Raw genomic sequence first — 23,085 nt, 5'->3', positions numbered from 1 at the left:
TGTTTAGATGTCTATACGTTTATACGCATCATGGCCCGGGCAAGCGGGCTGGCGTGAGAAAATAAAATGCAAAGCACAACACAACAACAAGGTGGGCAACTGAAGCGCACCATGAAAACGCGCCATCTGATCATGCTGTCGCTGGGCGGCGTGATTGGCACCGGCCTGTTCTTTAATACCGGCTATATCATCTCCACCACCGGCGCGGCCGGAACGCTGCTGGCGTATCTGATTGGCGCCCTGGTGGTCTGGCTGGTGATGCAGTGCCTCGGCGAACTGTCGGTGGCGATGCCGGAGACCGGCGCCTTCCACGTTTACGCGGCGCGCTACCTTGGCCCGGCGACGGGCTATACCGTGGCGTGGCTCTACTGGCTGACGTGGACGGTGGCGCTGGGTTCGAGCTTCACCGCCGCCGGCTTCTGTATGCAGTACTGGTTCCCGCAGGTGCCGGTCTGGATCTGGTGCGTGGTGTTCTGCGCGGTGATTTTCGGTCTTAACATCATTTCGACCCGCTTCTTCGCCGAAGGCGAGTTCTGGTTCTCGCTGGTGAAAGTGATCACCATCATCGCGTTTATTATTCTCGGCGGCGCGGCCATTTTCGGCATCATTCCGATGCAGGATGGCTCCCCGGCGCCGGGCCTGCGCAATCTCACCGCCGAAGGCTGGTTCCCGCACGGCGGCCTGCCGATCCTGATGACCATGGTGGCGGTGAACTTCGCCTTCTCCGGGACGGAGCTTATCGGCATTGCCGCCGGAGAGACGGAAAACCCGCATAAGGTCATTCCGGTCGCCATTCGCACCACCATCGCCCGGCTGATTATTTTCTTTATCGGCACCGTGTTTGTGCTGGCGGCGCTGATCCCAATGCAGCAGGCGGGGGTGGAGAAAAGCCCCTTCGTGCTGGTGTTTGAAAAGGTGGGCATCCCTTACGCGGCGGATATTTTCAACTTCGTGATCCTGACGGCGATCCTCTCGGCGGCCAACTCCGGCCTGTACGCTTCCGGGCGGATGCTGTGGTCGCTGTCGAACGAGAAGACGCTGCCGGCCTGCTTTGCCAAAGTCAATAAACGGGGCGTGCCGGTGACCGCGCTGTCGGTGAGTATGCTGGGCGGCGTGCTGGCGCTGTTCTCCAGCGTGGTGGCGCCCGATACGGTGTTTGTGGCGCTGTCGGCGATCTCCGGCTTTGCGGTGGTGGCGGTGTGGTTGAGCATCTGCGCCTCGCACTTTATGTTCCGCCGCCGCCATCTGCAGCAGGGTAAGGCGCTGAGCGATCTGCAGTATCGCGCCCCCTGGTATCCGGTGGTGCCGATTCTGGGCTTTGTGCTGTGCCTGGTGGCCTGCGTGGGCCTCGCTTTTGACCCGAGCCAGAGAATTGCGCTGTGGTGCGGGATCCCCTTTGTGGCCCTGTGCTATGGTGCCTGGTATCTTACTCGTTCACGGAAAATGACTCAGGAGCCTCAACATGTCGCAGACTAATCCGTTTACCGCCCTGCTTGCCGCCCAGCCTTTTGTGCTGCTGGACGGCGCCATGGCCACCGAGCTGGAGGCCCGCGGCTGCGATCTGGCTGACAGCCTGTGGTCGGCGAAAGTGCTGCTGGAGAACCCGCAGCTGATCCGCGATGTGCATCTCGACTACTTTCGCGCCGGAGCGCAGGTGGCGATCACCGCCAGCTATCAGGCCACTCCCGCCGGCTTTGCCGCGCGCGGCCTGGATGATGCGCAGTCCCGGGCGCTGATCGGCAAAAGCGTCGAGCTGGCGCGCAAAGCGCGCGAGGCGTACCTCGCCGAGAACCCGCAGGCCGGCACGCTGCTGGTCGCCGGTTCGGTGGGGCCGTATGGCGCGTTTCTTGCCGACGGCTCGGAGTATCGCGGCGATTATCGGCGCAGCGCGGCAGAGTTCCAGGCTTTCCACCGCCCGCGCGTCGAAGCGCTGCTGGATGCGGGCGCCGACCTGCTGGCCTGTGAAACCCTGCCGTCATTCGCCGAGATCCAGGCCCTGACAGCCCTGCTGCAGGAGTATCCCCGCGCCCGCGCCTGGTACTCCTTCACGCTGCGCGACGCCGAACATCTCAGCGATGGCACGCCGCTGCGCGAGGTGATGGCCGCCCTGGCGGATAACCCGCAGGTGGTGGCGGTGGGCATCAACTGTATCGCGCTGGAAAATACGCCCGCGGCGCTGGCGCATCTGCACAGCCTGACGGCGCTGCCGCTGGTGGTCTATCCTAACTCCGGTGAGCATTATGATGCGGTGAGCAAGACCTGGCACCATCATGGCGAAGCCTGCGCCAGCCTGACGGATTATCTGCCGCAGTGGCTGGCGGCCGGGGCGAGGCTGATCGGCGGCTGCTGCCGCACCACGCCGAAGGATATCGCTGAGCTTAACGCGAAGCGCTGAGTTTTGTGCCGGGTGGCGCTGCGCTTACCCGGCCTACACCTTGCGCGATCTGTAGGCCGGGCAAGGCGCAGCCGCCACCCGGCGCCAACCATCTGCCACCAACCAATCGCTCAAAATCAACTATCCTTTCCCGCTTTTGTTCTAAAAACGATTCGCTATTAGCCAGAATTTTTAATTACTTCATCTCCATCCTGATGCCGGAAATACTGCACCTATAACAACTCAGGGGAAGCAGACATTATGGCATTCACATCGCGAATTACTCTTCTGGCGGCGCTGGCCGTCGCCGCCTTCCAGGCGCAGGCGGTCAACGTTACCGTGGCGTATCAAACCTCCGCTGAGCCGGCGAAAGTCGCCCAGGCGGACAACACCTTCGCCAAAACCAGCGGGGCGACCGTCGACTGGCGGAAATTTGACAGCGGCGCCAGCGTGGTGCGGGCTCTGGCCTCCGGCGATGTGCAGATCGGCAATATCGGCTCCAGCCCGCTGGCGGTGGCCGCCAGCCAGCAGGTGCCGATTGAAGTGTTCCTGCTCGCTTCAAAGCTCGGCAACTCCGAAGCGCTGGTGGTGAAGAAAAGCATCACCAAACCGGAAGATCTGATCGGCAAGCGCATCGCCGTGCCGTTTATCTCCACCACCCACTATAGCCTGCTGTCGGCGCTCAAACACTGGGGCATCAAGCCGGGCCAGGTGCAGATTATTAACCTGCAGCCGCCGGCGATTATCGCCGCCTGGCAGCGCGGGGATATCGATGGCGCTTACGTCTGGGCGCCAGCGGTTAATGAACTGGAAAAAGAGGGCAAGGTGCTGACCGATTCCGCGCAGGTTGGGGAGTGGGGCGCGCCGACCCTGGACGTCTGGGTGGTCCGTAAGGACTTCGCCGAGCAGCATCCGGAGATTGTCAAAGCGTTCGCTAAAAGCGCCATCGACGCCCAGCAGCCCTACATCGCCAACCCGGAGGCATGGCTGAAACAGCCGGACAACATCAGCAAGCTGGCGCGCCTGAGCGGGGTGCCGGAAGCCGATGTCCCGGGGCTGGTGAAGGGCAATACCTATCTCACCGCCGCTGAGCAGGCGCAGGCGCTGAACGGGCCGGTCAATCAGGCCATCGTGGATACCGCGCGCTTCCTGAAAGAGCAGGGCAAAGTGCCTGCGGCGGGAACCGATTATCGTCAGTACGTCACTGACCGCTTTGTGAAGTAAAGGAGGCGGCGATGCTGCAAATCTCGCATCTTTCCGCCGACTACGGCGGTAAACCGGCGCTGGCGGATATCAACCTGACGCTGGAGAGTGGGGAGCTGTTGGTGGTGCTGGGGCCTTCGGGCTGCGGTAAAACTACCCTGCTGAACCTGATTGCCGGATTCGTGCCCTATCAGCACGGCAGCATCACCCTCGAAGGTCAGCGGGTGACCGGGCCGGGCGCAGAGCGCGGCGTGGTCTTCCAGAATGAAGGTCTGCTGCCGTGGCGCAATGTGCAGGATAACGTGGCGCTGGGTCTGCAGCTGGCGGGCGTGGATAAAGCGCAGCGCCGGCAAGCGGCGGCGCAGATGCTGAAGAAGGTGGGTCTCGAAGGGGCGGAAAAACGCTTTATCTGGCAGCTGTCCGGCGGTCAACGCCAGCGGGTGGGCATCGCCCGGGCGCTGGCGGCGAATCCGCAGCTGTTGCTGCTGGATGAGCCCTTCGGCGCGCTTGACGCTTTTACCCGCGAGCAGATGCAGACATTGCTGCTGAAACTGTGGCATGAGACCGGCAAACAGGTGCTGCTGATCACTCATGACATTGAAGAGGCCATCTTTATGGCCACCGAGCTGGTGCTGCTGTCGCCCGGGCCGGGGCGGGTGGTGGAGCGGCTGCCGCTAGATTTCAGCCGCCGCTTTGTCGCGGGCGAACCCTGCCGCAGCATCAAATCCGACCCGCGGTTTATTGAACAGCGGGAATACATTTTGAGCCGGGTGTTTGACCAACGGGAGGCTTTCTCATGAGCGTGGTACTGAACGACAAACCGCGTCAGACGACGCTGAAATGGCGCTGGCCGCTCTCCCGTCAGCTTACCCTCAGCGTGGCGACCATGGCGGTGCTGCTGGCCGTCTGGTGGGCGGTCGCGGCGCTGCAGCTGATTAGCCCGCTGTTTCTGCCGCCGCCAGGACAGGTGTTGCAGAAGCTTATCACCATCGCCGGGCCGCAGGGCTTTATGGATGCGACGCTCTGGCAGCACCTGGCGGCGAGCCTGACGCGGATCGTTATCGCGCTGCTGGCGGCGGTGCTGATCGGCGTACCGGTGGGGATCGCCATGGGGCTCAACTCAACGGTGCGCGGGATCCTCGATCCGCTGATCGAGCTTTATCGTCCGGTGCCGCCGCTGGCCTACTTACCGCTGATGGTGATCTGGTTTGGCATTGGTGAAACGTCAAAGATCCTGCTGATCTACCTGGCGATTTTCGCCCCGGTAGCGATGTCGGCGCTGGCGGGGGTGAAAAGCGCGCAGCAGGTGCGGATTCGCGCCGCCCGTTCGCTGGGCGCCAGCCGGGCGCAGGTGCTGTGGCTGGTGATCCTGCCCGGCGCGCTGCCGGAGATCCTCACCGGGCTGCGCATTGGTCTCGGGGTGGGCTGGTCAACGCTGGTAGCCGCCGAGCTGATCGCCGCCACCCGTGGGTTAGGGTTTATGGTGCAGTCCGCCGGCGAGTTTCTCGCCACCGATGTGGTGCTGGCGGGGATCGCAGTCATTGCCATTATCGCCTTTTTACTGGAACTGGGGCTGCGCGCGCTGCAGCGCCGCCTGACGCCCTGGCATGGAGAAGTACAATGAGTGAACGTCTGAGCATTACCCCGCTGGGGCCGTATATTGGCGCGCTGGTGACCGGGGCGGATTTAACCCGTCCGTTGAGCGACAACCAGTTTGAGCAGCTGTATCACGCGGTGCTGCGTCATCAGGTGGTATTCCTGCGCGAACAGAATATCACCCCGGCGCAACAGCGCGACCTGGCGCTGCGGTTTGGCGACCTGCATATTCATCCGGTCTACCCTCACGCCCCTGGCGTGGAAGAGATTATCGTCCTCGATACCCACAACGATAATCCGCCGGATAATGACAACTGGCATACCGATGTCACCTTTATCGACACGCCGCCCGCCGGCGCCATTCTGGCGGCGAAAGAGCTGCCGGCGACCGGCGGGGATACTCTGTGGACCAGCGGCATTGCCGCCTGGGAAGCGCTGTCAGAACCCTTCCGGCAGCTGCTGAGCGGCCTGCATGCGGAACACGATTTCCGTAAATCGTTCCAGGAGTATAAGTACAACCACACGGAAGCCGAGCATCGGCGCTGGCAGGAGGCGGTGGCGAAGCATCCACCCCTGCTGCACCCGGTGGTGCGTACCCACCCGGTGACCGGCAAGCAGGCGCTGTTCGTTAATGAAGGCTTTACCACGCGGATTGTCGACGTGACCGAGAAAGAGAGCGCGGCGCTGCTGAGCTTCCTGTTTGCCCATATCACCAAACCGGAGTTTCAGGTGCGCTGGCGCTGGCAGCCGAACGATGTCGCTATCTGGGATAACCGGGTAACCCAGCATTACGCCAATGCCGACTATCTGCCGCAGCGGCGCATTATGCACCGGGCGACGATCCTCGGCGATAAGCCGTATTTCCGGGCGTCGTAGCCGCGGTTAATGTTGCCTGCAGGACTACCCCTGCCATCCGCCATCCTGGCCGGATGGCAGGGTAAACCGGCTATCCGGCCTGCAAAGCTAAATGCGCGCCAATATAGCGCTGATAGCGATTCGCTTTCAGATAGGTCAAATCCACCAGCACCAGACCATCCACGCAGTTATTGAAATCCGGATCGCTGCCGAAATCGATAAACTGCACGCCGCCCGGCTCGCACACTTCCGAGTACTGCTTATACAGCGGCGGGATCGCGCAGCCGAGGTTGCCGAGCAGGGACTTCAGCCGGGCCAGGTCGTCGTTGTAATCCTCCCCGCCAAACTGCGCCAGCACATCGGGCAGCGACGCCGGATAAGGGCGACGGGACTCCGCCAGCGGGTGCGTGGCCGGGAACCACAGCCGGTAGAACGCCACCAGCAGATCGCGAGCGGCGGGCGGCAGCCCACCAGAAATCGATACTGGGCCAAACAGATAGCGATAGTGCGGGTAGCGCGCCAGATAAGCGCCGATGCCGGACCACAGGTAGTCCAGCCCGCGTCGACCCCAGTAGCGCGGCTGGATAAAGCTGCGCCCCAGCTCAATGCCGTGCTGCAGGATGTCGTCCATTCGCCCGTCGTAGTGGAACAGACTGGAGCTGTAGATCCCCTCCAGGCCGCGCTTTGCCAGCTGGATGGCCGTCGGCATAAAGCGGTAAGCGCCGACGATCTCGAGGTCTTCTTCATCCCACAGGATCAGATGCAAATAGTCGTCGTCATACCCGTCGATATCCCGCCGTTTGCCGCTGCCTTCGCCAACCGCGCGGAAGGCGATTTCCCGCAGGCGTCCCAGCTCGCGCAGCAACGGCGCCTCCTCCTGACCGTTGCGCTGCCAGAGGTAAATCACTTTGCCATCGGCGGTGCGGCCCAGGCATTCGGCCTTGTGCAGTTCACGTTTGAGCCGCGCCCGATCTTCCGGGCGGGCGATGGCGCTTTCAGTTTTGAACTGCCCAGGCAGCCCTTTGCGCAGCTGTTCAAGGTGCTGATAGCAGCGGCCGGTAAGTTCGCGAGCGCTGGACTGGGCATCGAACCAGCTCGACCAGGGGATCTGCTGGCCGATACGCACCGGCAGGCTGCTGTTGCGCCGGCGAAACATCTGCTGCATCAGCAGGAGCAGCGGCAGGTTGTCGGAGACCAGGGTGCTGGCGTAAAACAGGGCGCTGTTGTGGGCATGAATCCACGCCGGCAGCAGCGGGGCGCGATATTTCGCCGCCAGCTTAATAAAGCCCGAGTGCCATTTTTTATCGCGAATGCCGCGACGGGTAAGGCGAGAGACTTCCCCCGCCGGGAAGAAGATCAGCACCCCACCAGCCTGTAGCTGCTGGTCCATCTGCTGCAGCGCCGTTTTAGCGGTGCGGCCATGAATATTATCCACCGGGATAAACAGCGAGCTCAGGGGCTCAAGGTGGGTGAGCATGCGGTTGGTGACCACTTTGACGTCGCGTCGCACGCGGGATACCGCATACAGGAGCGCCAGGCCGTCGAGGGTGCCGGTGGGGTGGTTGGCGATAATGACCAGCGGGCCATATTCGGGGATTTGTTCGAGATCGTGCGCCGGGATGGCGCAGCGGATATTGAGGTATTCCAGCACCTGTTCGACCGTATCAAGCCCCTTCAGGTGGCGGTGACGGTCGGCAAATTGTTGAAACTCTTCCTCATAAAATAGCTTTTTTAACAGTTTCTTTTGCCAGGGTGCGGGCCTCGCCTGAGGCCACAGGTCATCGAGTACGTTGTCGAGACTAAACATAGTGGCTCCTCCTCCGTCCTGCCCAGACAGTAGAAGGTAGAGATGTCGTTCAGATTACAGTTGGGTGAAGATTCGGTCGCAGCAAGCGAGGTTTCCCGGATAGCGGCTAACGCCTCATCCGGGCTACGGTTGGCGCCGATTTGTAGCCCCGGTAAGCGTCAGCGCCACCGGGGAGAGGCTATCGGCGTTCACCGCAGCTAAGATCAAAGCTATCGCCAGCCCAATTTGGGGGATATAGCCCGCGCTGGACATCGCGATGAAAGGTTGAAAATGGCCAATCGATCACCCGGGTGACCCAGCCATGCTTAAGTGGATTGATATGGATGTAATCAACGTGTCGGCGGTAATCATCTTCATCGCGTATGGCATGCTCCCAGAAGCGCGGTTGCCAGAGGGGTTGTCGTTTTAACGTTCTGGTAAAACAGCCTTTGATATCTCTCCAGCGTGAAGAAAAATCGTCATCATTATGAGGTAGTGTCCAGATGCAATGCAGATGTTCAGGCAACACCACCCAGGCATCAATAATAAAGGGGCGATGTTGTTTAACAACGGCGACAGAGTAGCGCAATAATTCTATGTTTTCAGTTAGGTGCATGCTTCTACGGTCTTTAAGGTTAACAGTGAAGAACCAGGTTCCCCCCTTAATGTAATAACGTCGATAAGCCACCACAGGATCTCCTGGAATTCGGTATTTATGATGTGGTTTAACACGTTAGAAGGCGAAATCCGGTACGCCAAGGAGAAGGCGCAGAAGGTGGAAAGCAGCGCGCAAAGTTTTAGCTACAGATATTGGTTAGCGCCTGTCCCCGGATAGCGGCGCAAGCGCCTTATCCGGGCTACGGTGTGGTGGTCGCGATAAATACAGCGCACCGGGGATGAGGTTTGGTCGCCCCGGTAAGCGCAGCGCCACCGGGGAGAGGGAGGCTTAACGGAGGATTTTTTTCTCGGCCAGGTCGAGGGCGAAATAGCTGAAGATCAGGTCGGCGCCCGCGCGTTTGATCGCGCCAAGGCTTTCCAGAACCACTTTCTCTTCATCGATAGCGCCCGCCTGGGCGGCGAATTTGATCATCGCGTACTCCCCGCTGACCTGATACGCGCCGAGCGGCAGATCGCTGCGCTCGCGGATATCGCGCAGAATATCCAGGTAGGCGCCGGCCGGTTTCACCATCAGGCAGTCGGCGCCCTGGGCTTCATCGAGCAGCGACTCGCGAATGGCTTCCCGGCGGTTCATCGGGCTCATCTGATAGGTTTTACGATCGCCCTTCAGCGCGGTACCGGCCGCTTCGCGGAACGGGCCGTAGAAGGAAGACGCGAACTTGGTCGAGTAGGACATGATCGCCGTATTGGTGAAGCCGGCAGCGTCCAGCGAGCGGCGAATCGCCTGCACCTGACCATCCATCGCGGCGGAAGGGGCGATGAAGTCCGCGCCGGCGGCGGCGGCGACAACGGCCTGTTTGCCGAGGTTTTCCAGGGTCGCGTCGTTGTCCACCCCGTGGTCGCACAGCACGCCACAGTGGCCGTGGGAGGTGTATTCGCAGAAGCAGGTATCGGACATGACGATCATCTCCGGCACCGTGGACTTACAGATCCGCGACATACGCGCCACCAGACCATTTTCATTCCAGGTATCGCTGCCGGTGGCGTCGGTGTGATGAGAAATGCCAAAGGTCATCACCGAGCGAATGCCGGCATTGGCGATGCGTTCGATCTCACGCGCCAGATATTTTTCCGGAATACGCATCACGCCGGGCATAGCCTCGATCGCTTTGTAATCATCAATTTCTTCTTCAACAAAGATCGGCAACACCAGGTCGTTCAAACTCAGTGTTGTCTCTTCAAACAGGGCGCGCAGCGCAGCGGATTGACGCAGGCGGCGGGGGCGAGTGATTAAATCTGTCATGGTTTGCCTGATTTTGTGAAATGAAAGACGGTAGTGTAACTGAAATGGCAGCGGGATGTTTCGCCAAAACGATCGTTATGTCGCATCGGCGAAACCTCCCCCGGGCTTACTGGCTGGCCGTCTGCATGTTGGGCTGCGCGCCGCTCAGCTCGCTGACCAGGTCGTTGATGCCATCGCTCATATTGTTGAAGCGGGTTAACGGCGAGCGGGTCACCACCACAAAAGCGCCGACGTTAGCCTGCGGATTCATCGCCATATAGGTGATAAACCCGCCGCCGCCGCCGGTTTTCTGAATAATCCCCGGATGGCCATTCTTCGGCTTCATATACACCCAGCCAAGCCCCAGCGCGTCGGCGCGGCCAGGCACGTCCATACCGATCACCCGAGTCAGCTGGTTACGCTGATAAATCAGCGTCTGCATCCGGTCGGCCTGCTGGCTGCGGGTATAGAAATCGGATGACAGGAACTGCTGCATCCAGCGCATCATATCCCCCGGCGTCGAGTAGACGCCGCCGCTGCCGATCGCCGCCAGGGTGTTGTTACACGGGCTGGCGCCTTTCTCCGGGATCATCAGCCGCTGGCACTGATCCGGCGATGGGGTAAAAGTAGTGTCCTTCATCCCCAGCGGCCGGGTGATCTGCTCTTCAAACAGCTGCGGATAAGGTTTGCCGGCGGCGGTGGAGAGCGCGTCCGCCAGTAAATCGAAGGCCAGGTTGGAGTAGGCCGCTTGCGAGCCGGGCGCGGTCTTCAGGGTGGCGGTTGAGAGCCAGTTCCAGCGCTGCTGGCGGGTTGGCCAGACAAACACCGGACGATGAGCGGCGCCGCCAGGCTGTTCGCGCGGCAGGGCGCTGGTATGGGTCGCGAGATTCACCAGAGTGATTGGTTTTCCCTGCCAGTCAGGCACTCGGGCGCCCGGCGGAGCGTATTTGCTCAGCGGATCGTTGAGTTTCACCACCCCCTGGTCGAGCAGCTTCACCAGCATCTCGCTGGTCATCAGTTTGCTGAGGGAGGCGATACGGATCACCGAGTCGAGCTGCGGGTGCTGATTATTCCCCGGGCGGGTTTCGCCAAAGCTGCGAAACACACGCTGATTGCCATCGATCACCACCAGCGCCATGCCGGTGGCGCCGCTGCCGTAGTAGATATGATTGGCGTAACGATCGACCACATCCGAGGCGAAAACCGGGTCAACGGTAGGCTGTGCGGCCTGCACCGAGGTCCACGACGCCGCGCACAGCGCAGCAAAAATGAGCAAACTACGTTTCAACGGAGATCATCCATTAAATAAATAAAAAAGAAGAGGGTATTTATACTACGAAGTGGCGCAGAACAAAGCGGGATTCACGACATTCCTGCAGGAAAAAGGTAACGGTGCGTAAAAAAGACTTTTTTACGCTTTCGGATACCGGCTTTTTTCGCCGGCGCGTATGATGACCGTTTGGCTGAAGGTTTGCGGGAGAAAACAATGGCGGCTCAACGGGTAGTGATGGTCGTGGATATGCAAAACGGCGTGTTCGCCACGCCGCGTCTGGCGCGCGAGCGCTGCGTCGCGCAAATTAATCGTCTGGTGCGCGCGGCGGATAAAGTGATTTTTATTCAGCATGATGAGGCCGGCGGCCTCGAAGCCGGCAGCGAAGGCTTCGCCCTGCTCCCTGAGCTGGAACAGCCGGCCGGCGCGCTGTATGTCACCAAAACCGCCTGCGACGCCTTCTACCACACCTCGCTGGAGCAGGTGCTGCGGGAACACGACATTCAGCAGTTCGTCATCTGCGGTTGCGCCACCGACTACTGCCTCGACACCACCATTAAAAACGGCGCCAGCCGCGGGTACGGCATTGTTATCGCGGAAGATGCCCACACCACCGCCAACCGCCCCGCCGCGCAGGCCGCGACGCTCATCGCCCACTACAATGAGGTGTGGCGTACGCTGACCGTTCCTGGCAATCCTTTACAGGTGAAACCCACAGAAACAATTCTGCACGCCTGGCAGCAGAACTAAGCTGTTGATATCCGGTCTTATCATCCGTCTGCCCCGCGAGAACGCTTTCACGCGGCGGCCGACGTATGCGTCGTATACAGCAATAGCAGAACGATAAGAAGTTAGCAGGAGACAATGATGTTTAAATCTTTTTTCCCCAAACCGGGGCCGTTTTTTATTTCTGCCTTTATCTGGTCGCTGCTGGCGGTGATCTTTTGGCAGGCGGGCGGCGGCGACTGGCTGCTGCGGGTCACCGGGGCATCGCAGGATGTGGCGATCAGCGCGGCGCGCTTCTGGTCGCTCAACTATCTGGTGTTCTACGCTTACTATCTGTTTTGCGTCGGCGTGTTTGCGCTGTTCTGGTTTGTCTACTGCCCGCATCGCTGGCAGTACTGGTCGATTCTCGGCACGTCGCTCATCATCTTCGTCACCTGGTTTCTGGTGGAAGTGGGGGTGGCGATCAACGCCTGGTATGCGCCGTTCTATGACCTGATCCAGAGCGCGCTGGCCACCCCGCATAAGGTCAGCATCAACCAGTTTTATCATGAGATCGGCATCTTTCTCGGCATCGCGCTCATCGCGGTGATCATCGGCGTGATGAACAACTTTTTCGTCAGCCACTACGTCTTCCGCTGGCGCACGGCGATGAACGAACACTACATGGCCCACTGGCAGCATCTGCGCCATATCGAAGGCGCCGCGCAACGTGTGCAGGAAGACACCATGCGCTTCGCCTCCACCCTGGAGGATATGGGCGTGAGCTTTATCAACGCGGTGATGACCCTGATCGCCTTCCTGCCGGTGCTGGTGACGCTCTCGCAACACGTTCCCGACCTGCCTATCGTCGGTCACTTGCCGTATGGCCTGGTGATTGCCGCGATCGTCTGGTCGCTGATGGGGACCGGCCTGCTGGCGGTGGTGGGGATTAAGCTGCCGGGTCTGGAGTTTAAAAACCAGCGCGTGGAAGCGGCCTATCGTAAAGAGCTGGTCTACGGCGAGGACGATGAAACCCGCGCCACGCCGCCGACGGTGCGCGAGCTGTTCAGCGCGGTGCGTCGCAACTATTTCCGTCTCTATTTCCACTATATGTATTTCAATATCGCCCGCATTCTCTATCTGCAGGTGGATAACGTTTTCGGCCTTTTCCTGCTGTTTCCGTCGATCGTTGCCGGTACGATTACCCTCGGGCTGATGACGCAAATTACCAACGTTTTCGGCCAGGTGCGCGGTTCGTTCCAGTACCTGATCAGCTCGTGGACGACGCTGGTGGAACTGATGTCCATCTACAAACGTCTGCGCAGCTTTGAGCGCGAACTGGACGGCAAGCCGCTGCAGGAAGCGATCCCGACATTACGTTAATCAAGACAAGGAAGCAGGATGGCCGCACGTTTATCGCGCATAATACCCGGTTCATTGACGCTGCTGGCGGCCGTGGTGCTAAGCGCCTGTACCAGCCAACAGGCGCCGGTGTTGAAAGAGGGCGAGAAGCCCGTTGACGTGGCGTCGGTGGTGCGGCAGAAAATGCCCGCCAGCGTCAAGGATCGGGAGGCCTGGGCGCAAGCCATCGCCACCGCCTTTGACAGCCAGAAGCTGGCGCCGACGGAAGAGAACGTCTGCTCGGTGCTGGCGGTCGCGCAGCAGGAGTCCAATTATCAGTCCGACCCGGTGGTGCCGGGGCTGAATAAAATCGCCTGGCAGGAGATCGACCGCCGGGCGGAAAAAATGCACATTCCGCTGTTTCTGGTCCATACCGCGCTGAAGATCACCTCGCCAAACGGCAAAAGCTACAGCGACCGTCTGGACAACGTGAAGACGGAAAAGCAGCTGAGCGCTATTTTTGATGACTTTATCGGGATGGTGCCGATGGGGCAGAAGCTGTTCGGCTCCCTGAACCCGGTGCACACCGGCGGCCCAATGCAGGTCAGCATCGCCTTTGCCGAGCAGCACACCTCCGGCTACCCGTGGAAAATGAACGGTACGGTGCGCCAGGAGGTCTTCAGCCTGCGCGGCGGCCTGTGGTTTGGCACCTATCATCTGCTGAACTACCCGGCCAGCTACAGCGTGCCGCTGTACCGTTTTGCCGACTTTAACGCCGGCTGGTATGCCAGCCGTAACGCCGCCTTCCAGAACGCGGTGGTGAAAGCCAGCGGGGTGAAACTGGCGCTCGACGGCGACCTTATCCGCTATGACAGCGATGAGCCGGGCAGCACCGAGCTGGCGGTGCGCCGCCTGGCGGGCCAGCTGGGGATGAGCGACAGCGAGATCCATAGCCAGCTGAAAAAGGGCGACAGCCTGGCGTTTGAGAAGACCGACCTCTATCAACAGGTTTTCCGCCTCGCGGATAAAAAAACGGGCAAAACCCTGCCGCGGGAGATGTTGCCGGGGATCCAGCTTGAGAGTCCGAAAATCACCCGTAATCTGACGACGGCGTGGTTTGCGAAACGGGTCGATGAGCGGCGGGCAAGCTGTATGGCGCGGCGTTAACGGCGCCGACGCCAGCGCACAATGAGCGCCAGCAGCCCGATGAACGAGCAGCCGATCAGAAAAGGGATCAGGCCAAAGAGGGTGCCAACGGCGAGGCTGATATCGACCTGCGGACGGCTGGCGTCTTGGGCCTGCATCAGGCGCTCAAAAACTCCCGGGGCGTGGATCAGCATGCTGAGCATCTGCGCGCCGGCCCAGCAGCAGATCAGGACGAACAGTCCGTAAGCGACATGGCTGCCGGTCAGCGCCCCTCTTTTTTTATTTCCCAAAAGCGATTTTGAAAAACTGAATTCAGCCATAGGCCCTCCCACCTCTGTACTGCTGGTTTTTTCTCCAGCTCTATGGCAGGTATTCTGGCAGTGCGACGCCGTCGCCAGTATCAGATTGCTGGTAATTGCCCTCCAGGAATAATCCTGTTTTCGCCGTTGTGTTAACCGCGCCACAGGAAGGGAAAAGGGAGACCGGCGTCGCAATCCAGCAACATTCTCCATATCGCTACAGACCGCCGCGGGCGGCTATGCGAAGATGCATTTTTTGCTGTTGGAGGCCGCATGAAGCTCACTGATAAAATTCGCCGCGACTGGCACTACTACGCGGTGGCGCTGGGGTTAATTTTTATTCTAAATGGCGTGGTGGGGCTGCTGGGGTTTGAGACGCAGGGCTGGCAATCTTACGCCGTCGGTCTGGTCACCTGGGTGATAAGCTTCTGGATCGCGGGCTTTGTGATCCGCCGCCGCCCGGCAGAAGAGGCCTGAGGCCGCCGCTGCCAGGCGGGGTAAACGCGTTTTAGTTCATGGAGGTTTTCAGCGCCCGGTCCGCGGCATGGCGCTCCAGCGCCAGCTCAATCAGGCGAGTGATCAGACTGGTGTAATCGAGGCCGCTGGCCTGCCACAGCTTCGGATACATGCTGATGTTGGTGAAGCCCGGCAGGGTGTTGATCTCGTTGATCACCACCTCGTTGTCGGCGGTGAGGAAGACGTCGACGCGGGCCATGCCGCTGCAGCCCAGGGCCTGGTAAGCCTGCACCGCGATAGCGCGGATCTTGTCGTTGATCTCCGGGGCGATAGCGGCGGGGACCACCACCTGCGCGCCCTGGTCGTCGATATACTTGGTGTCGTAAGCGTAAAACTCGCTGTTGAGGACAATTTCGCCGCAGGTACTGGCCTGCGGGTGGTCGTTACCCAGCACCGCACACTCAATTTCCCGGCCTTGAATGCCTTGCTCTACCACCACTTTATGGTCAAATTCAAAGGCCAGGGCCACCGCCTGATGGTACTGCTCTTCGTTTTTAACTTTGCTGACGCCAACCGACGATCCCTGGTTGGCCGGCTTAACGAACAGCGGCAGGCCCAGCTTCGCTTCGACATCGGCAAAGCTGAACTGCGCGCGGTTGGCGCGGGTCAGGGTGATAAACGGCGCGACGGCGAGCCCGGCGTCGCGCAGCAGGCGTTTGGTCACATCTTTGTCCATACAGGCCGCAGAGCCCAGCACATCGGATCCGACGAAAGGCAGATTGGCCATGCGCAGCATCCCCTGCAGGGAGCCATCTTCGCCCAGCGTGCCGTGGACGATGGGGAAAATCACATCGATGGCCGCCAGCGGCTGGCCGCTTTCGGCGTTAATCAGCTGCTGCGCTTCACGGCCCGGGATCTGCGCCAGGGTCACCGTTGAAGGGCGCAGGGCGATGCGGGCAGGATCCTGAGCATTGAGCAGGTAGTTGCCGGCGTCGTTGATGTGCCATAGTCCCTGTTTATCAATCCCCAACAGAACCACATCGAAGCGTGATTTATCAATCGCTTCCACGATATTCTTCGCTGACTGCAGCGACACTTCATGCTCTGCCGACTTACCGCCAAAAACGATCCCAACCCTCATCTTTGCCATTTCAACTTCCATCCAGATTACATCAAAGGGCATAACATACCATGTGAAACCGCCGCCTGCCTGCCATAATATTTACCTGATCAATTGACGGGAGCGGGCGTGAGAGGAAAGACGCTGCTGGTGCTGGCCGGGCTGCTCGGCGCGGGCCTGGTGGGATATCGCTATCTGCCGCCACACCTGAATCCGCTGGCGCCGCTGGCCCTTGACGATCCCCCGGGCTGGCTGACGTCGTTCAAGTTGCGCAGCCTGACGGCCGACCAGTGCGCCTCTCTGCTGGCGGAGGCCAACCGCCGGCGGTTCATCGCCAGCCAGCCGGTGGCCGACAGCGAGGGCGCCTGCCCGCTGCGTAACGTGGTGCGGGTGGCTAATTTTGGCTCGGTGCAGCTGAGCAGCAGTTTCCTCGCCAGCTGCCCGCTGGCGCTCAGCAGCGCGCTGTACGTCGAACAGCAGGCGAAGCCGCTGACCCGTCAGCTGATGGCCAGCGATCTGCGCCAGATCGATCATCTCGGCAGCTTCGCCTGCCGTAATATCTACCATCGGGAACAGGCGCGGCGCAGTGAACACGCGACGGCGGATGCCCTTGATGTTAGCGGCTTCCGCTTGACGGACGGCAGACGCATCAGCGTCCTGCAGGGCTGGCGCAGCGAGCGCTCTCACCCCTGGCTGGCGGCGCTGCTAAGCAACAGCTGCCCTTACTTCGGCAACGCGCTGGGGCCGGAGTACAACGCGGCGCACGCCAACCATTTTCACTTTGGCATGCGCGGGCAGGGCTTCTGCTTTTGAGCATAAAGCCCTGTGAGCAGCCTGAATGACCAGAAAATACTTCGTCAGCCTCTCATGCGCATTCATAAAACACCAAACTCACCGCCAGCGCATCTATGGTAGTACACCAGTGGAATGAAATTGCTAAGCTAGGTAATAATTGGCAAATCATTAATGAATACGCGTAGTTATGGAATCCTGGAAGGTTAATCTCATCTCCGTCTGGTTTGGGTGCTTTTTTACCGGCCTGGCGATCAGTCAAATTCTCCCCTTTTTACCCCTCTACGTCTCCCAGCTGGGCGTCACCTCGCATGAAGCGCTGTCGATGTGGTCAGGGCTGACCTTCAGCGTCACCTTTCTGGTCTCGGCGATCGTCTCGCCGATGTGGGGGAGCCTCGCGGACCGCAAAGGCCGCAAGCTGATGCTGCTGCGCGCCTCGCTGGGAATGGCGATCGCCATTTTACTTCAGGCCTTCGCCACCAACGTCTGGCAGCTGTTTATCCTGCGGGCGATCATGGGCTTAACCTCCGGTTATATCCCCAACGCCATGGCGCTGGTGGCCTCCCAGGTGCCGCGCGAGCGTAGCGGCTGGGCGCTGAGCACCCTGTCGACGGCGCAAATCAGCGGGGTGATCGGCGGCCCGCTGCTGGGCGGTTTCCTGGCGGACCACGTCGGGCTGCGGATGGTCTTTTTTATTACGGCGATCCTGCTGACCATCAGTTTTCTGGTCACCCTGTTTCTGATCAAAGAGGGGGGCCGCCCGCCGGTCAGCAAAACCGATCGTCTCACCGGGAAACAGGTCTTTGCCTCCTTGCCCTATCCGGGGCTGGTGATCAGCCTCTTTTTCACCACCCTGGTGATCCAGTTGTGCAACGGCTCAATTGGCCCGATCCTGGCGCTGTTTATCAAGTCGATGGCGCCGGACAGCAACAATATCGCTTTTCTGGCCGGGATGATCGCCGCGGTGCCCGGGGTGTCGGCGCTGATCTCTGCCCCACGGCTGGGTAAGCTTGGCGACCGCATCGGCACTTCGCGGATCCTGCTGGCGACGCTCTGTTGCGCGGTGGTGATGTTCTTCGCCATGTCCTTTGTCACCACCCCGCTGCAGCTGGGGACGCTACGTTTTCTGCTCGGCTTTGCCGATGGCGCGATGCTTCCGGCGGTGCAGACCCTGCTGCTGAAATACAGTAGCGACAGCGTCACCGGGCGCATCTTTGGCTATAACCAGTCGTTTATGTATCTGGGCAACGTCGCCGGGCCGCTGATTGGCGCCTCCGTATCGGCGATGGCCGGCTTCCGCTGGGTATTTATTGCCACTGCCATTATCGTCTTCATCAACCTCTGGCAGCTGGCATGGATGCTGCGCCGCACCCGCCGGGCGAAGGCCTGAACCTCGGCTGACGGTATTTAACGCCATACCGTCAGCGTTTTTCACCGACAGTAGATTTATCATTACTTTTTGTTATCGCCATGGCGTGAGCGCTATTCCGTTTTATTATTTCCGACGTACTTTGGTTATAAACAGCGCCGCTCATGATTAAACAATACTATTTATAGTGGTATTTTGTTGTGGTAAAACGTTTCGCTGTATATTGGGTGTTGCGACGATTCTTATTTTAAGTAATTCTGAGGTCCGTCATCGGGTATGACATCTCAATCGAAAAACAGACCTCGCATAAGGAACTGGTGCTATGAAGAATCTCATTGCTGAGTTACTGGTTAAACTGGCGCAAAAAGAAGAAGAAGCAAAGGAACTGACGGTGCAGGTTGAAGCGCTGGAGATCGTGGTCACCGCATTATTGCGCCATATGGAGCATGATGCCCAGCAGGCATTGATTCAGGATATTGAGCAGGCGATAGACCAGGTGACGCCCTGTCCGCCGGTCAACGACCAGGATGCCATCCTGCTGCAGCAATATCTAAAGAAGCTGTTGCGGCATCCTCGTAGCTAATCTTTGCGACGCGACAAGGATGCCGTCATTTTTCTGTCATCTCCCTTTTATAAAGTCTCCCACGTTTTGTTTTTTTAAGTATTTTTTACATGGAGATGACAAAAGTGAAATTAAGCGCCCTGTTTATTGCCCTGCTGCCTCTGCTGGGCTCGCCGGTTATTCATGCGGAAACTACTGCCGCGCCGGTTCTGGAAAATCGCGCTGCCCAGGGAGATATCACCACTCCCGGCGGCGCGCGTCGTTTAACGGGCGATCAAACCGAAGCGCTACGCGCCTCGATAATCAATAAGCCGGCCAAAAACGTTATTTTGCTGATTGGCGATGGCATGGGTGATTCTGAAATTACCGCTGCGCGAAATTATGCGGAAGGGGCGGGCGGTTTCTTTAAAGGCATTGACGCCCTGCCGTTAACCGGGCAGTACACGCACTATTCGCTGGATAAAAAAACCGGTAAACCGGACTACGTCACCGACTCGGCGGCCTCCGCCACCGCCTGGACCACCGGCGTGAAGACCTATAACGGCGCGCTGGGCGTCGATATTCATGAGAACGCGCATCAGACCATCCTCGAGCTGGCGAAAGCGGCGGGCCTGGCCACCGGCAACGTTTCTACCGCCGAGCTGCAGGACGCCACCCCCGCGGCGCTGGTGGCGCATGTGACATCGCGTAAATGCTACGGCCCCACGGTCACCAGCGAAAAATGCCCCAGCAATGCGCTGGAGAAAGGGGGCAAAGGCTCCATTACCGAACAGCTGCTGAACGCCCGGCCGGATGTCACCCTGGGCGGCGGCGCGAAGACCTTTGCCGAAACGGCGACGGCGGGCGAGTGGCAGGGCAAAACCCTGCGCGAGCAGGCGGAAGCGCGCGGCTACCAGATTGTGACCGACGCGGCCTCTCTTGCCGCCGCGACGGCAGCCAGCCAGGATAAACCGCTGCTGGGACTCTTCGCCGACGGCAATATGCCGGTACGCTGGGAAGGGCCGAAGGCGTCTTATCACGGTAATATCGATAAGCCGCCGGTGACCTGTACGCCAAACCCGAAGCGCGACGCCTCGGTGCCGACGCTGGCGCAGATGACGGAGAAAGCGATTGACCTGCTGAGCCGCAACGAGAAAGGCTTCTTCCTGCAGGTGGAAGGCGCCTCCATCGATAAGCAGGATCATGCGGCGAATCCGTGCGGCCAGATCGGCGAAACCGTGGACCTCGACGAGGCGGTGCAGAAGGCGCTGGAATTTGCCAAAAAAGACGGCAATACCCTGGTGATCGTCACCGCCGACCATGCGCACGCCAGCCAGATTATCCCTGCGGATAGCAAAGCCCCGGGGCTGACCCAGGCCCTGAACACGCACGATGGCGCGGTGATGGTGATGAGTTACGGTAACTCCGAGGAAGAGTCGATGGAGCACACCGGCACCCAGCTGCGCATTGCGGCCTACGGTCCGCATGCGGCTAACGTCGTCGGCCTGACCGACCAGACCGACCTCTTCTCGACCATGAAAGCGGCCCTGAGTCTCAAATAAGTCGCTGCCGGTGGCGAATTCGCGTCACCGGCTGGTTTTTTTTCTATCTGCGTCCAGACTTACAACGTTCCACTCACAGAAGGATGGTGCGATGAAAATAACCTTACTGATGACCCTACTGTTTGGCTTGATCTTTATCAGCGCGGTTGGCGCGGCAGAAAAAACGCCTACTCCCCAGCAGCAAAAGATGACGGACTGCAATCAGCAAGCGTCAGCCAAGGCGCTGAAGGGGGATGAGCGCAAAACCTTTATGAGCCAGTGCCTGAAAAAAGAGACCACCACGCCGCAAGGAAAGACCCTCACGCCTCAGCAGCAGAAGATGAGCGACTGCAACAAAGCGGCTTCGGCAAAATCACTGAAGGGCGATGAACGCAACACCTTCATGAGTAGCTGCCTGAAGAAAGCCTGAAAAAAAGGGAGCGCTCGCGCGCTCCCTTGTTCTTTGACCTCTCAGGGCTTGCAGCCCGCCTGCTCAGCTTCAGGAGCGGCTCAGTTTCTCAGATTTTTCCATGCACTGGGTGATGGCTTCGATAACCGCGGAGCGGAAGCCTTTCTCTTCCAGCACGCGCACGGCTTCGATGGTGGTCCCGCCAGGAGAGCAGACCATATCTTTCAGCGCCCCCGGATGCTCACCGTTCTCCAGCACCATTTTGGCGGAGCCCATCACCGCCTGAGCGGCGAATTTGTAAGCCTGAGCGCGCGGCATTCCGCCGAGCACGGCGGCATCGGCCATCGCTTCGATAAACATAAAGACATAGGCCGGCGCCGAGCCGCTAACGCCGACCACCGGATGGATCATCGGTTCGGCAATTTGCTCCGCCTGGCCAAAGCAGCGGAAAATGGTCAGCACTTCGGCCACATCTTCGCTGCTCACCAGCGCATTTGGCGTAACGGAGGTCATGCCGGCGTTAACCAGCGACGGCGTATTGGGCATCGCGCGAATAATTTTGCGATCGTGGCCGAGCGCGCGCGCCAGCTGGTCAAGCGTGACGCCGGCGGCGATAGAGACCACCAGAGACTCTTTATTCAGGCTGGAGGCGATATCGCCCAGCACTTTGGTCATGATCCCCGGCTTCACCGCGCCGAAGACGATATCGGCAATCTGCGCCACTTCCTGGGCGCTATCGGCGGCGTTGATGCCGTACTGGTCGCGCAGAGCCGCAACCTTGTCCGGCGACGGGGTGTAGACCCAGATTTGTCCCGGCTGTACCTGGCCGCTGGCGATCAGTCCACCCAGAATGGCCTTACCCATATTGCCGCAGCCGATAAAGCCAATTTTCTTATCCATCACCATTCCCCTCTGCTTTTTTCGTTACGATCTGATTAGCTTATCATCCTGGCGCTTTCATGGGGGAGAAAAGCAGGTAACATTGGCGGCACTTATTGCAGGTAACAGGAGCTGGCATGGCCATTTGGGTGGATGCAGACGCGTGTCCGAACGTGATTAAAGAGATATTGTTCCGCGCGGCAGAGCGGACCCAGACGCCGCTGACGCTGGTGGCGAACCAGCCGCTGCGCGTACCGCCGTCGCGTTTCATCCGCACCCTGCGGGTTGAGCAGGGTTTTGACGTGGCGGATAACGAAATCGTCCGTCAGTGCGCGGCGGGGGATTTAGTGATCACCGCCGATATTCCGCTGGCGGCGGAGGTGCTGGCGAAGGGCGGGGCGGCGCTCAATCCGCGCGGAGAGCGCTACAGCGAGGCGACGATCCGCGAGCGGCTGACGATGCGGGATTTTATGGAGACATTACGGGCCAGCGGCGTTCAGACCGGCGGCCCGGATAGTTTATCGCAGCGCGATCGGCAACAGTTTGCCGCCGAGCTGGAGAAGTGGTTGCTGGCGGTTAAACGTCAGCAGGGTTAAACCCAGCTGTCGTCATCGCTGCCGATATCATCATCGCCAAAGCCGGCGTCGAAGTCGTCGTTCCAGGTGTTGTCGGCAAGGAACTGATCGTCTCCCTGACGGAACGGATCGTCACCTGCGGCGGCGTCCTGCGCGGCGGCATCAGGCTGCGGCTTCTCTTCGATGATATTAACAATCTCCTGCGGGTGCGAGCCGCTGAACATATTGGTCAGCATATTGCCCAGCACCACGCCGCCCGCTACGCCTGCGGCCGTTTGCAGCGCGCCTGCCATAAAGCCGCCGCCGCGTGCGGCAGCCTGCGGGGCATAGCTCTGCTGCTGCTGTGGGGCATACTGCGGCTGCGCGCTGGCCTGCGGGCGACCGTATTGCTCCGCGCCCGGGATCGGGTCAGAACCGCGTGACGAGCCGCCGCCGCCAAACAGGCCGGAGAGGAATCCGCCGCTGCTGGGCTTTGCCGCCTGCAGCTGGCTGACCTGGCTCTCCAGCGCCTGGATGCGATCGTTGAGCTGTTTAATCGCGGCTTCCTGGATAAGAATGGTTTGCGCCATATAGTAGGGGGCCGCCGGCTGCGCGCTCACGTGTTGGGCAATCCGCTCCTCGGCGCTGGCATCGCGCGATGCACTGTGCGCCTCAGCCTCTTTCAGCCGGGAAAACAGTCCATCAATAAGGCGTTGTTCTTCAGATTGCATGTTACATTCCTCTGTCACACTGTCGAATAGGCATCAGGGTGCGTCTGAAACACGATGTTGTAAATATGTTGCTTCGTAAAGCTATGCATAAATGTGTTACCGTTTACGCCAGCAGCGGATAAAAAATAACGCCCGGCAGAAAGTAAAGCTGGTTAAACAGTACATGCAATGATAAGTTTACATTAAGAACCCCTTGTCTCACTGTGGTGATGGGGTGT

At 59.8% G+C, this 23,085-nt stretch carries 24 protein-coding genes; 16 read left to right on the top strand and 8 right to left on the bottom strand.

Features of this window, described 5'->3' with window-relative positions; genetic code table 11:
- Positions 1-66: 66 nt before the first annotated feature.
- The 6 genes from mmuP to tauD all read left to right on the top strand — a co-directional run bounded on the left by mmuP (position 67) and on the right by tauD (position 6,049).
- Positions 67-1,476 carry an S-methylmethionine permease gene (gene mmuP, locus ABLV54_RS09795; protein WP_032453383.1) on the top strand — a complete coding sequence of 470 codons (1,410 nt, stop codon included), beginning with the start codon at positions 67-69 and terminating at the stop codon, positions 1,474-1,476.
- Positions 1,463-2,395 (top strand): homocysteine S-methyltransferase, encoded by a 933-nt coding sequence (mmuM, locus tag ABLV54_RS09790; protein ID WP_050533110.1) that lies wholly within the window; start codon positions 1,463-1,465, stop codon positions 2,393-2,395. The genes mmuP and mmuM overlap by 14 nt, the downstream gene beginning before the upstream one ends.
- Positions 2,396-2,635: 240 nt before the next feature.
- On the top strand, positions 2,636-3,598 hold the full coding sequence (tauA, locus tag ABLV54_RS09785) for a taurine ABC transporter substrate-binding protein (protein ID WP_004204897.1): 963 nt from the start codon (positions 2,636-2,638) through the stop codon (positions 3,596-3,598).
- 11 nt (positions 3,599-3,609) lie between these two features.
- Complete coding sequence (gene tauB / locus ABLV54_RS09780; protein ID WP_042939276.1) at positions 3,610-4,377, top strand: taurine ABC transporter ATP-binding subunit; 768 nt, start codon at positions 3,610-3,612, stop codon at positions 4,375-4,377.
- Positions 4,374-5,201: a taurine ABC transporter permease TauC gene (gene tauC, locus ABLV54_RS09775; protein ID WP_050533109.1), complete on the top strand. Its 828-nt coding sequence runs from the start codon at positions 4,374-4,376 to the stop codon at positions 5,199-5,201. The genes tauB and tauC overlap by 4 nt, the downstream gene beginning before the upstream one ends.
- Entirely contained in the window at positions 5,198-6,049 is an 852-nt protein-coding gene (gene tauD, locus ABLV54_RS09770) for a taurine dioxygenase (protein WP_017898949.1), read from the top strand. The genes tauC and tauD overlap by 4 nt, the downstream gene beginning before the upstream one ends.
- 70 nt (positions 6,050-6,119) lie before the next feature.
- Here tauD and ABLV54_RS09765 read toward each other — a convergent pair whose 3' ends face one another.
- From ABLV54_RS09765 to ampH, 4 genes are all read right to left on the bottom strand, one after another.
- The gene (locus ABLV54_RS09765; RefSeq protein WP_032455618.1) at positions 6,120-7,835 is read right to left on the bottom strand and encodes a GNAT family N-acyltransferase; all 1,716 of its coding nucleotides are present in this window, start codon (positions 7,833-7,835) and stop codon (positions 6,120-6,122) included.
- A gap of 178 nt (positions 7,836-8,013) precedes the next feature.
- Positions 8,014-8,505: a transposase gene (locus ABLV54_RS09760; protein WP_072013399.1), complete on the bottom strand. Its 492-nt coding sequence runs from the start codon at positions 8,503-8,505 to the stop codon at positions 8,014-8,016.
- 255 nt (positions 8,506-8,760) lie between these two features.
- Positions 8,761-9,735 carry a porphobilinogen synthase gene (gene hemB / locus ABLV54_RS09755; RefSeq protein WP_002890201.1) on the bottom strand — a complete coding sequence of 325 codons (975 nt, stop codon included), beginning with the start codon at positions 9,733-9,735 and terminating at the stop codon, positions 8,761-8,763.
- A gap of 106 nt (positions 9,736-9,841) precedes the next feature.
- Positions 9,842-11,002: a D-alanyl-D-alanine-carboxypeptidase/endopeptidase AmpH gene (gene ampH / locus ABLV54_RS09750; protein WP_004178722.1), complete on the bottom strand. Its 1,161-nt coding sequence runs from the start codon at positions 11,000-11,002 to the stop codon at positions 9,842-9,844.
- A 219-nt stretch (positions 11,003-11,221) separates the two neighbouring features.
- Here ampH and ABLV54_RS09745 point away from each other — a divergent pair, with 219 nt between their 5' ends.
- The 3 genes from ABLV54_RS09745 to ABLV54_RS09735 all read left to right on the top strand — a co-directional run bounded on the left by ABLV54_RS09745 (position 11,222) and on the right by ABLV54_RS09735 (position 14,197).
- Positions 11,222-11,734: an isochorismatase family protein gene (locus ABLV54_RS09745; RefSeq protein ID WP_072096510.1), complete on the top strand. Its 513-nt coding sequence runs from the start codon at positions 11,222-11,224 to the stop codon at positions 11,732-11,734.
- 117 nt (positions 11,735-11,851) lie between these two features.
- Positions 11,852-13,072 (top strand): peptide antibiotic transporter SbmA, encoded by a 1,221-nt coding sequence (sbmA, locus tag ABLV54_RS09740; RefSeq protein WP_032453450.1) that lies wholly within the window; start codon positions 11,852-11,854, stop codon positions 13,070-13,072.
- Positions 13,073-13,090: 18 nt separating this feature from the next.
- Positions 13,091-14,197 (top strand): DUF1615 domain-containing protein, encoded by a 1,107-nt coding sequence (locus tag ABLV54_RS09735; protein ID WP_050533107.1) that lies wholly within the window; start codon positions 13,091-13,093, stop codon positions 14,195-14,197.
- On the opposite strand, the gene ABLV54_RS09730 is transcribed toward ABLV54_RS09735, so the two are convergent.
- A complete protein-coding gene (locus ABLV54_RS09730; protein ID WP_023288568.1) occupies positions 14,194-14,496 on the bottom strand; it encodes a YaiY family protein in 303 nt (100 codons plus the stop codon). The genes ABLV54_RS09735 and ABLV54_RS09730 overlap by 4 nt on opposite strands.
- Before the next feature lie 252 nt (positions 14,497-14,748).
- Here ABLV54_RS09730 and ABLV54_RS09725 point away from each other — a divergent pair, with 252 nt between their 5' ends.
- The gene (locus ABLV54_RS09725; protein ID WP_004204881.1) at positions 14,749-14,952 is read left to right on the top strand and encodes a DUF2754 family protein; all 204 of its coding nucleotides are present in this window, start codon (positions 14,749-14,751) and stop codon (positions 14,950-14,952) included.
- A gap of 31 nt (positions 14,953-14,983) precedes the next feature.
- Here the strand turns inward: ABLV54_RS09725 and ddlA are convergent, their stop codons facing one another.
- Positions 14,984-16,081: a D-alanine--D-alanine ligase gene (ddlA, locus tag ABLV54_RS09720; protein WP_023288569.1), complete on the bottom strand. Its 1,098-nt coding sequence runs from the start codon at positions 16,079-16,081 to the stop codon at positions 14,984-14,986.
- 99 nt (positions 16,082-16,180) lie between these two features.
- On the opposite strand from ddlA, the gene ABLV54_RS09715 reads away from it, so the two are divergent.
- From ABLV54_RS09715 to psiF, 5 genes are all read left to right on the top strand, one after another.
- Positions 16,181-16,864, top strand: coding sequence for an extensin family protein (locus tag ABLV54_RS09715; RefSeq protein WP_050533106.1), 684 nt, complete (start codon positions 16,181-16,183; stop codon positions 16,862-16,864).
- A 169-nt stretch (positions 16,865-17,033) separates the two neighbouring features.
- Complete coding sequence (locus ABLV54_RS09710; protein ID WP_023288571.1) at positions 17,034-18,233, top strand: multidrug efflux MFS transporter; 1,200 nt, start codon at positions 17,034-17,036, stop codon at positions 18,231-18,233.
- 301 nt (positions 18,234-18,534) lie between these two features.
- Complete coding sequence (gene iraP / locus ABLV54_RS09705; RefSeq protein WP_004204875.1) at positions 18,535-18,795, top strand: anti-adapter protein IraP; 261 nt, start codon at positions 18,535-18,537, stop codon at positions 18,793-18,795.
- 89 nt (positions 18,796-18,884) lie between these two features.
- Positions 18,885-20,315 carry an alkaline phosphatase gene (gene phoA / locus ABLV54_RS09700; protein WP_032428614.1) on the top strand — a complete coding sequence of 477 codons (1,431 nt, stop codon included), beginning with the start codon at positions 18,885-18,887 and terminating at the stop codon, positions 20,313-20,315.
- Positions 20,316-20,406: 91 nt separating this feature from the next.
- Positions 20,407-20,724: a phosphate starvation-inducible protein PsiF gene (psiF, locus tag ABLV54_RS09695; protein WP_023288573.1), complete on the top strand. Its 318-nt coding sequence runs from the start codon at positions 20,407-20,409 to the stop codon at positions 20,722-20,724.
- Positions 20,725-20,793: 69 nt separating this feature from the next.
- Here psiF and proC read toward each other — a convergent pair whose 3' ends face one another.
- Positions 20,794-21,603: a pyrroline-5-carboxylate reductase gene (gene proC / locus ABLV54_RS09690; protein ID WP_050533148.1), complete on the bottom strand. Its 810-nt coding sequence runs from the start codon at positions 21,601-21,603 to the stop codon at positions 20,794-20,796.
- 116 nt (positions 21,604-21,719) lie between these two features.
- Here proC and ABLV54_RS09685 point away from each other — a divergent pair, with 116 nt between their 5' ends.
- Complete coding sequence (locus tag ABLV54_RS09685) at positions 21,720-22,178, top strand: YaiI/YqxD family protein (RefSeq protein ID WP_004204870.1); 459 nt, start codon at positions 21,720-21,722, stop codon at positions 22,176-22,178.
- Here ABLV54_RS09685 and ABLV54_RS09680 read toward each other — a convergent pair.
- Positions 22,175-22,867 carry a DUF2076 domain-containing protein gene (locus ABLV54_RS09680; protein ID WP_023288576.1) on the bottom strand — a complete coding sequence of 231 codons (693 nt, stop codon included), beginning with the start codon at positions 22,865-22,867 and terminating at the stop codon, positions 22,175-22,177. The two genes, ABLV54_RS09685 and ABLV54_RS09680, sit on opposite strands and share 4 nt — an antisense overlap.
- Positions 22,868-23,085 lie beyond the last annotated feature (218 nt).

It is taken from the genome of Klebsiella sp. JB_Kp042, assembly GCF_040065275.1.
In the GTDB taxonomy this organism is placed as follows: domain Bacteria; phylum Pseudomonadota; class Gammaproteobacteria; order Enterobacterales; family Enterobacteriaceae; genus Klebsiella; species Klebsiella quasipneumoniae.
The sequence above is the reverse complement of the archived record's forward strand: the minus strand, read 5'-3'. Positions and strand labels throughout refer to the sequence as shown.

Bases quoted from the DNA above. Each gene is read 5' to 3' on its own strand.
- mmuP (WP_032453383.1), top strand. From the start codon at position 67: ATGCAAAGCACAACACAACAACAAGGTGGGCAACTGAAGCGCACCATG.
- mmuM (WP_050533110.1), top strand. From the start codon at position 1,463: ATGTCGCAGACTAATCCGTTTACCGCCCTGCTTGCCGCCCAGCCTTTT.
- tauA (WP_004204897.1), top strand. From the start codon at position 2,636: ATGGCATTCACATCGCGAATTACTCTTCTGGCGGCGCTGGCCGTCGCC.
- tauB (WP_042939276.1), top strand. From the start codon at position 3,610: ATGCTGCAAATCTCGCATCTTTCCGCCGACTACGGCGGTAAACCGGCG.
- tauC (WP_050533109.1), top strand. From the start codon at position 4,374: ATGAGCGTGGTACTGAACGACAAACCGCGTCAGACGACGCTGAAATGG.
- tauD (WP_017898949.1), top strand. From the start codon at position 5,198: ATGAGTGAACGTCTGAGCATTACCCCGCTGGGGCCGTATATTGGCGCG.
- ABLV54_RS09765 (WP_032455618.1), bottom strand. From the start codon at position 7,835: ATGTTTAGTCTCGACAACGTACTCGATGACCTGTGGCCTCAGGCGAGG.
- hemB (WP_002890201.1), bottom strand. From the start codon at position 9,735: ATGACAGATTTAATCACTCGCCCCCGCCGCCTGCGTCAATCCGCTGCG.
- ABLV54_RS09745 (WP_072096510.1), top strand. From the start codon at position 11,222: ATGGTCGTGGATATGCAAAACGGCGTGTTCGCCACGCCGCGTCTGGCG.
- sbmA (WP_032453450.1), top strand. From the start codon at position 11,852: ATGTTTAAATCTTTTTTCCCCAAACCGGGGCCGTTTTTTATTTCTGCC.
- ABLV54_RS09735 (WP_050533107.1), top strand. From the start codon at position 13,091: ATGGCCGCACGTTTATCGCGCATAATACCCGGTTCATTGACGCTGCTG.
- ABLV54_RS09730 (WP_023288568.1), bottom strand. From the start codon at position 14,496: ATGGCTGAATTCAGTTTTTCAAAATCGCTTTTGGGAAATAAAAAAAGA.
- ABLV54_RS09725 (WP_004204881.1), top strand. From the start codon at position 14,749: ATGAAGCTCACTGATAAAATTCGCCGCGACTGGCACTACTACGCGGTG.
- ddlA (WP_023288569.1), bottom strand. From the start codon at position 16,081: ATGGCAAAGATGAGGGTTGGGATCGTTTTTGGCGGTAAGTCGGCAGAG.
- ABLV54_RS09710 (WP_023288571.1), top strand. From the start codon at position 17,034: ATGGAATCCTGGAAGGTTAATCTCATCTCCGTCTGGTTTGGGTGCTTT.
- iraP (WP_004204875.1), top strand. From the start codon at position 18,535: ATGAAGAATCTCATTGCTGAGTTACTGGTTAAACTGGCGCAAAAAGAA.
- phoA (WP_032428614.1), top strand. From the start codon at position 18,885: ATGGAGATGACAAAAGTGAAATTAAGCGCCCTGTTTATTGCCCTGCTG.
- psiF (WP_023288573.1), top strand. From the start codon at position 20,407: ATGAAAATAACCTTACTGATGACCCTACTGTTTGGCTTGATCTTTATC.
- proC (WP_050533148.1), bottom strand. From the start codon at position 21,603: ATGGATAAGAAAATTGGCTTTATCGGCTGCGGCAATATGGGTAAGGCC.
- ABLV54_RS09685 (WP_004204870.1), top strand. From the start codon at position 21,720: ATGGCCATTTGGGTGGATGCAGACGCGTGTCCGAACGTGATTAAAGAG.
- ABLV54_RS09680 (WP_023288576.1), bottom strand. From the start codon at position 22,867: ATGCAATCTGAAGAACAACGCCTTATTGATGGACTGTTTTCCCGGCTG.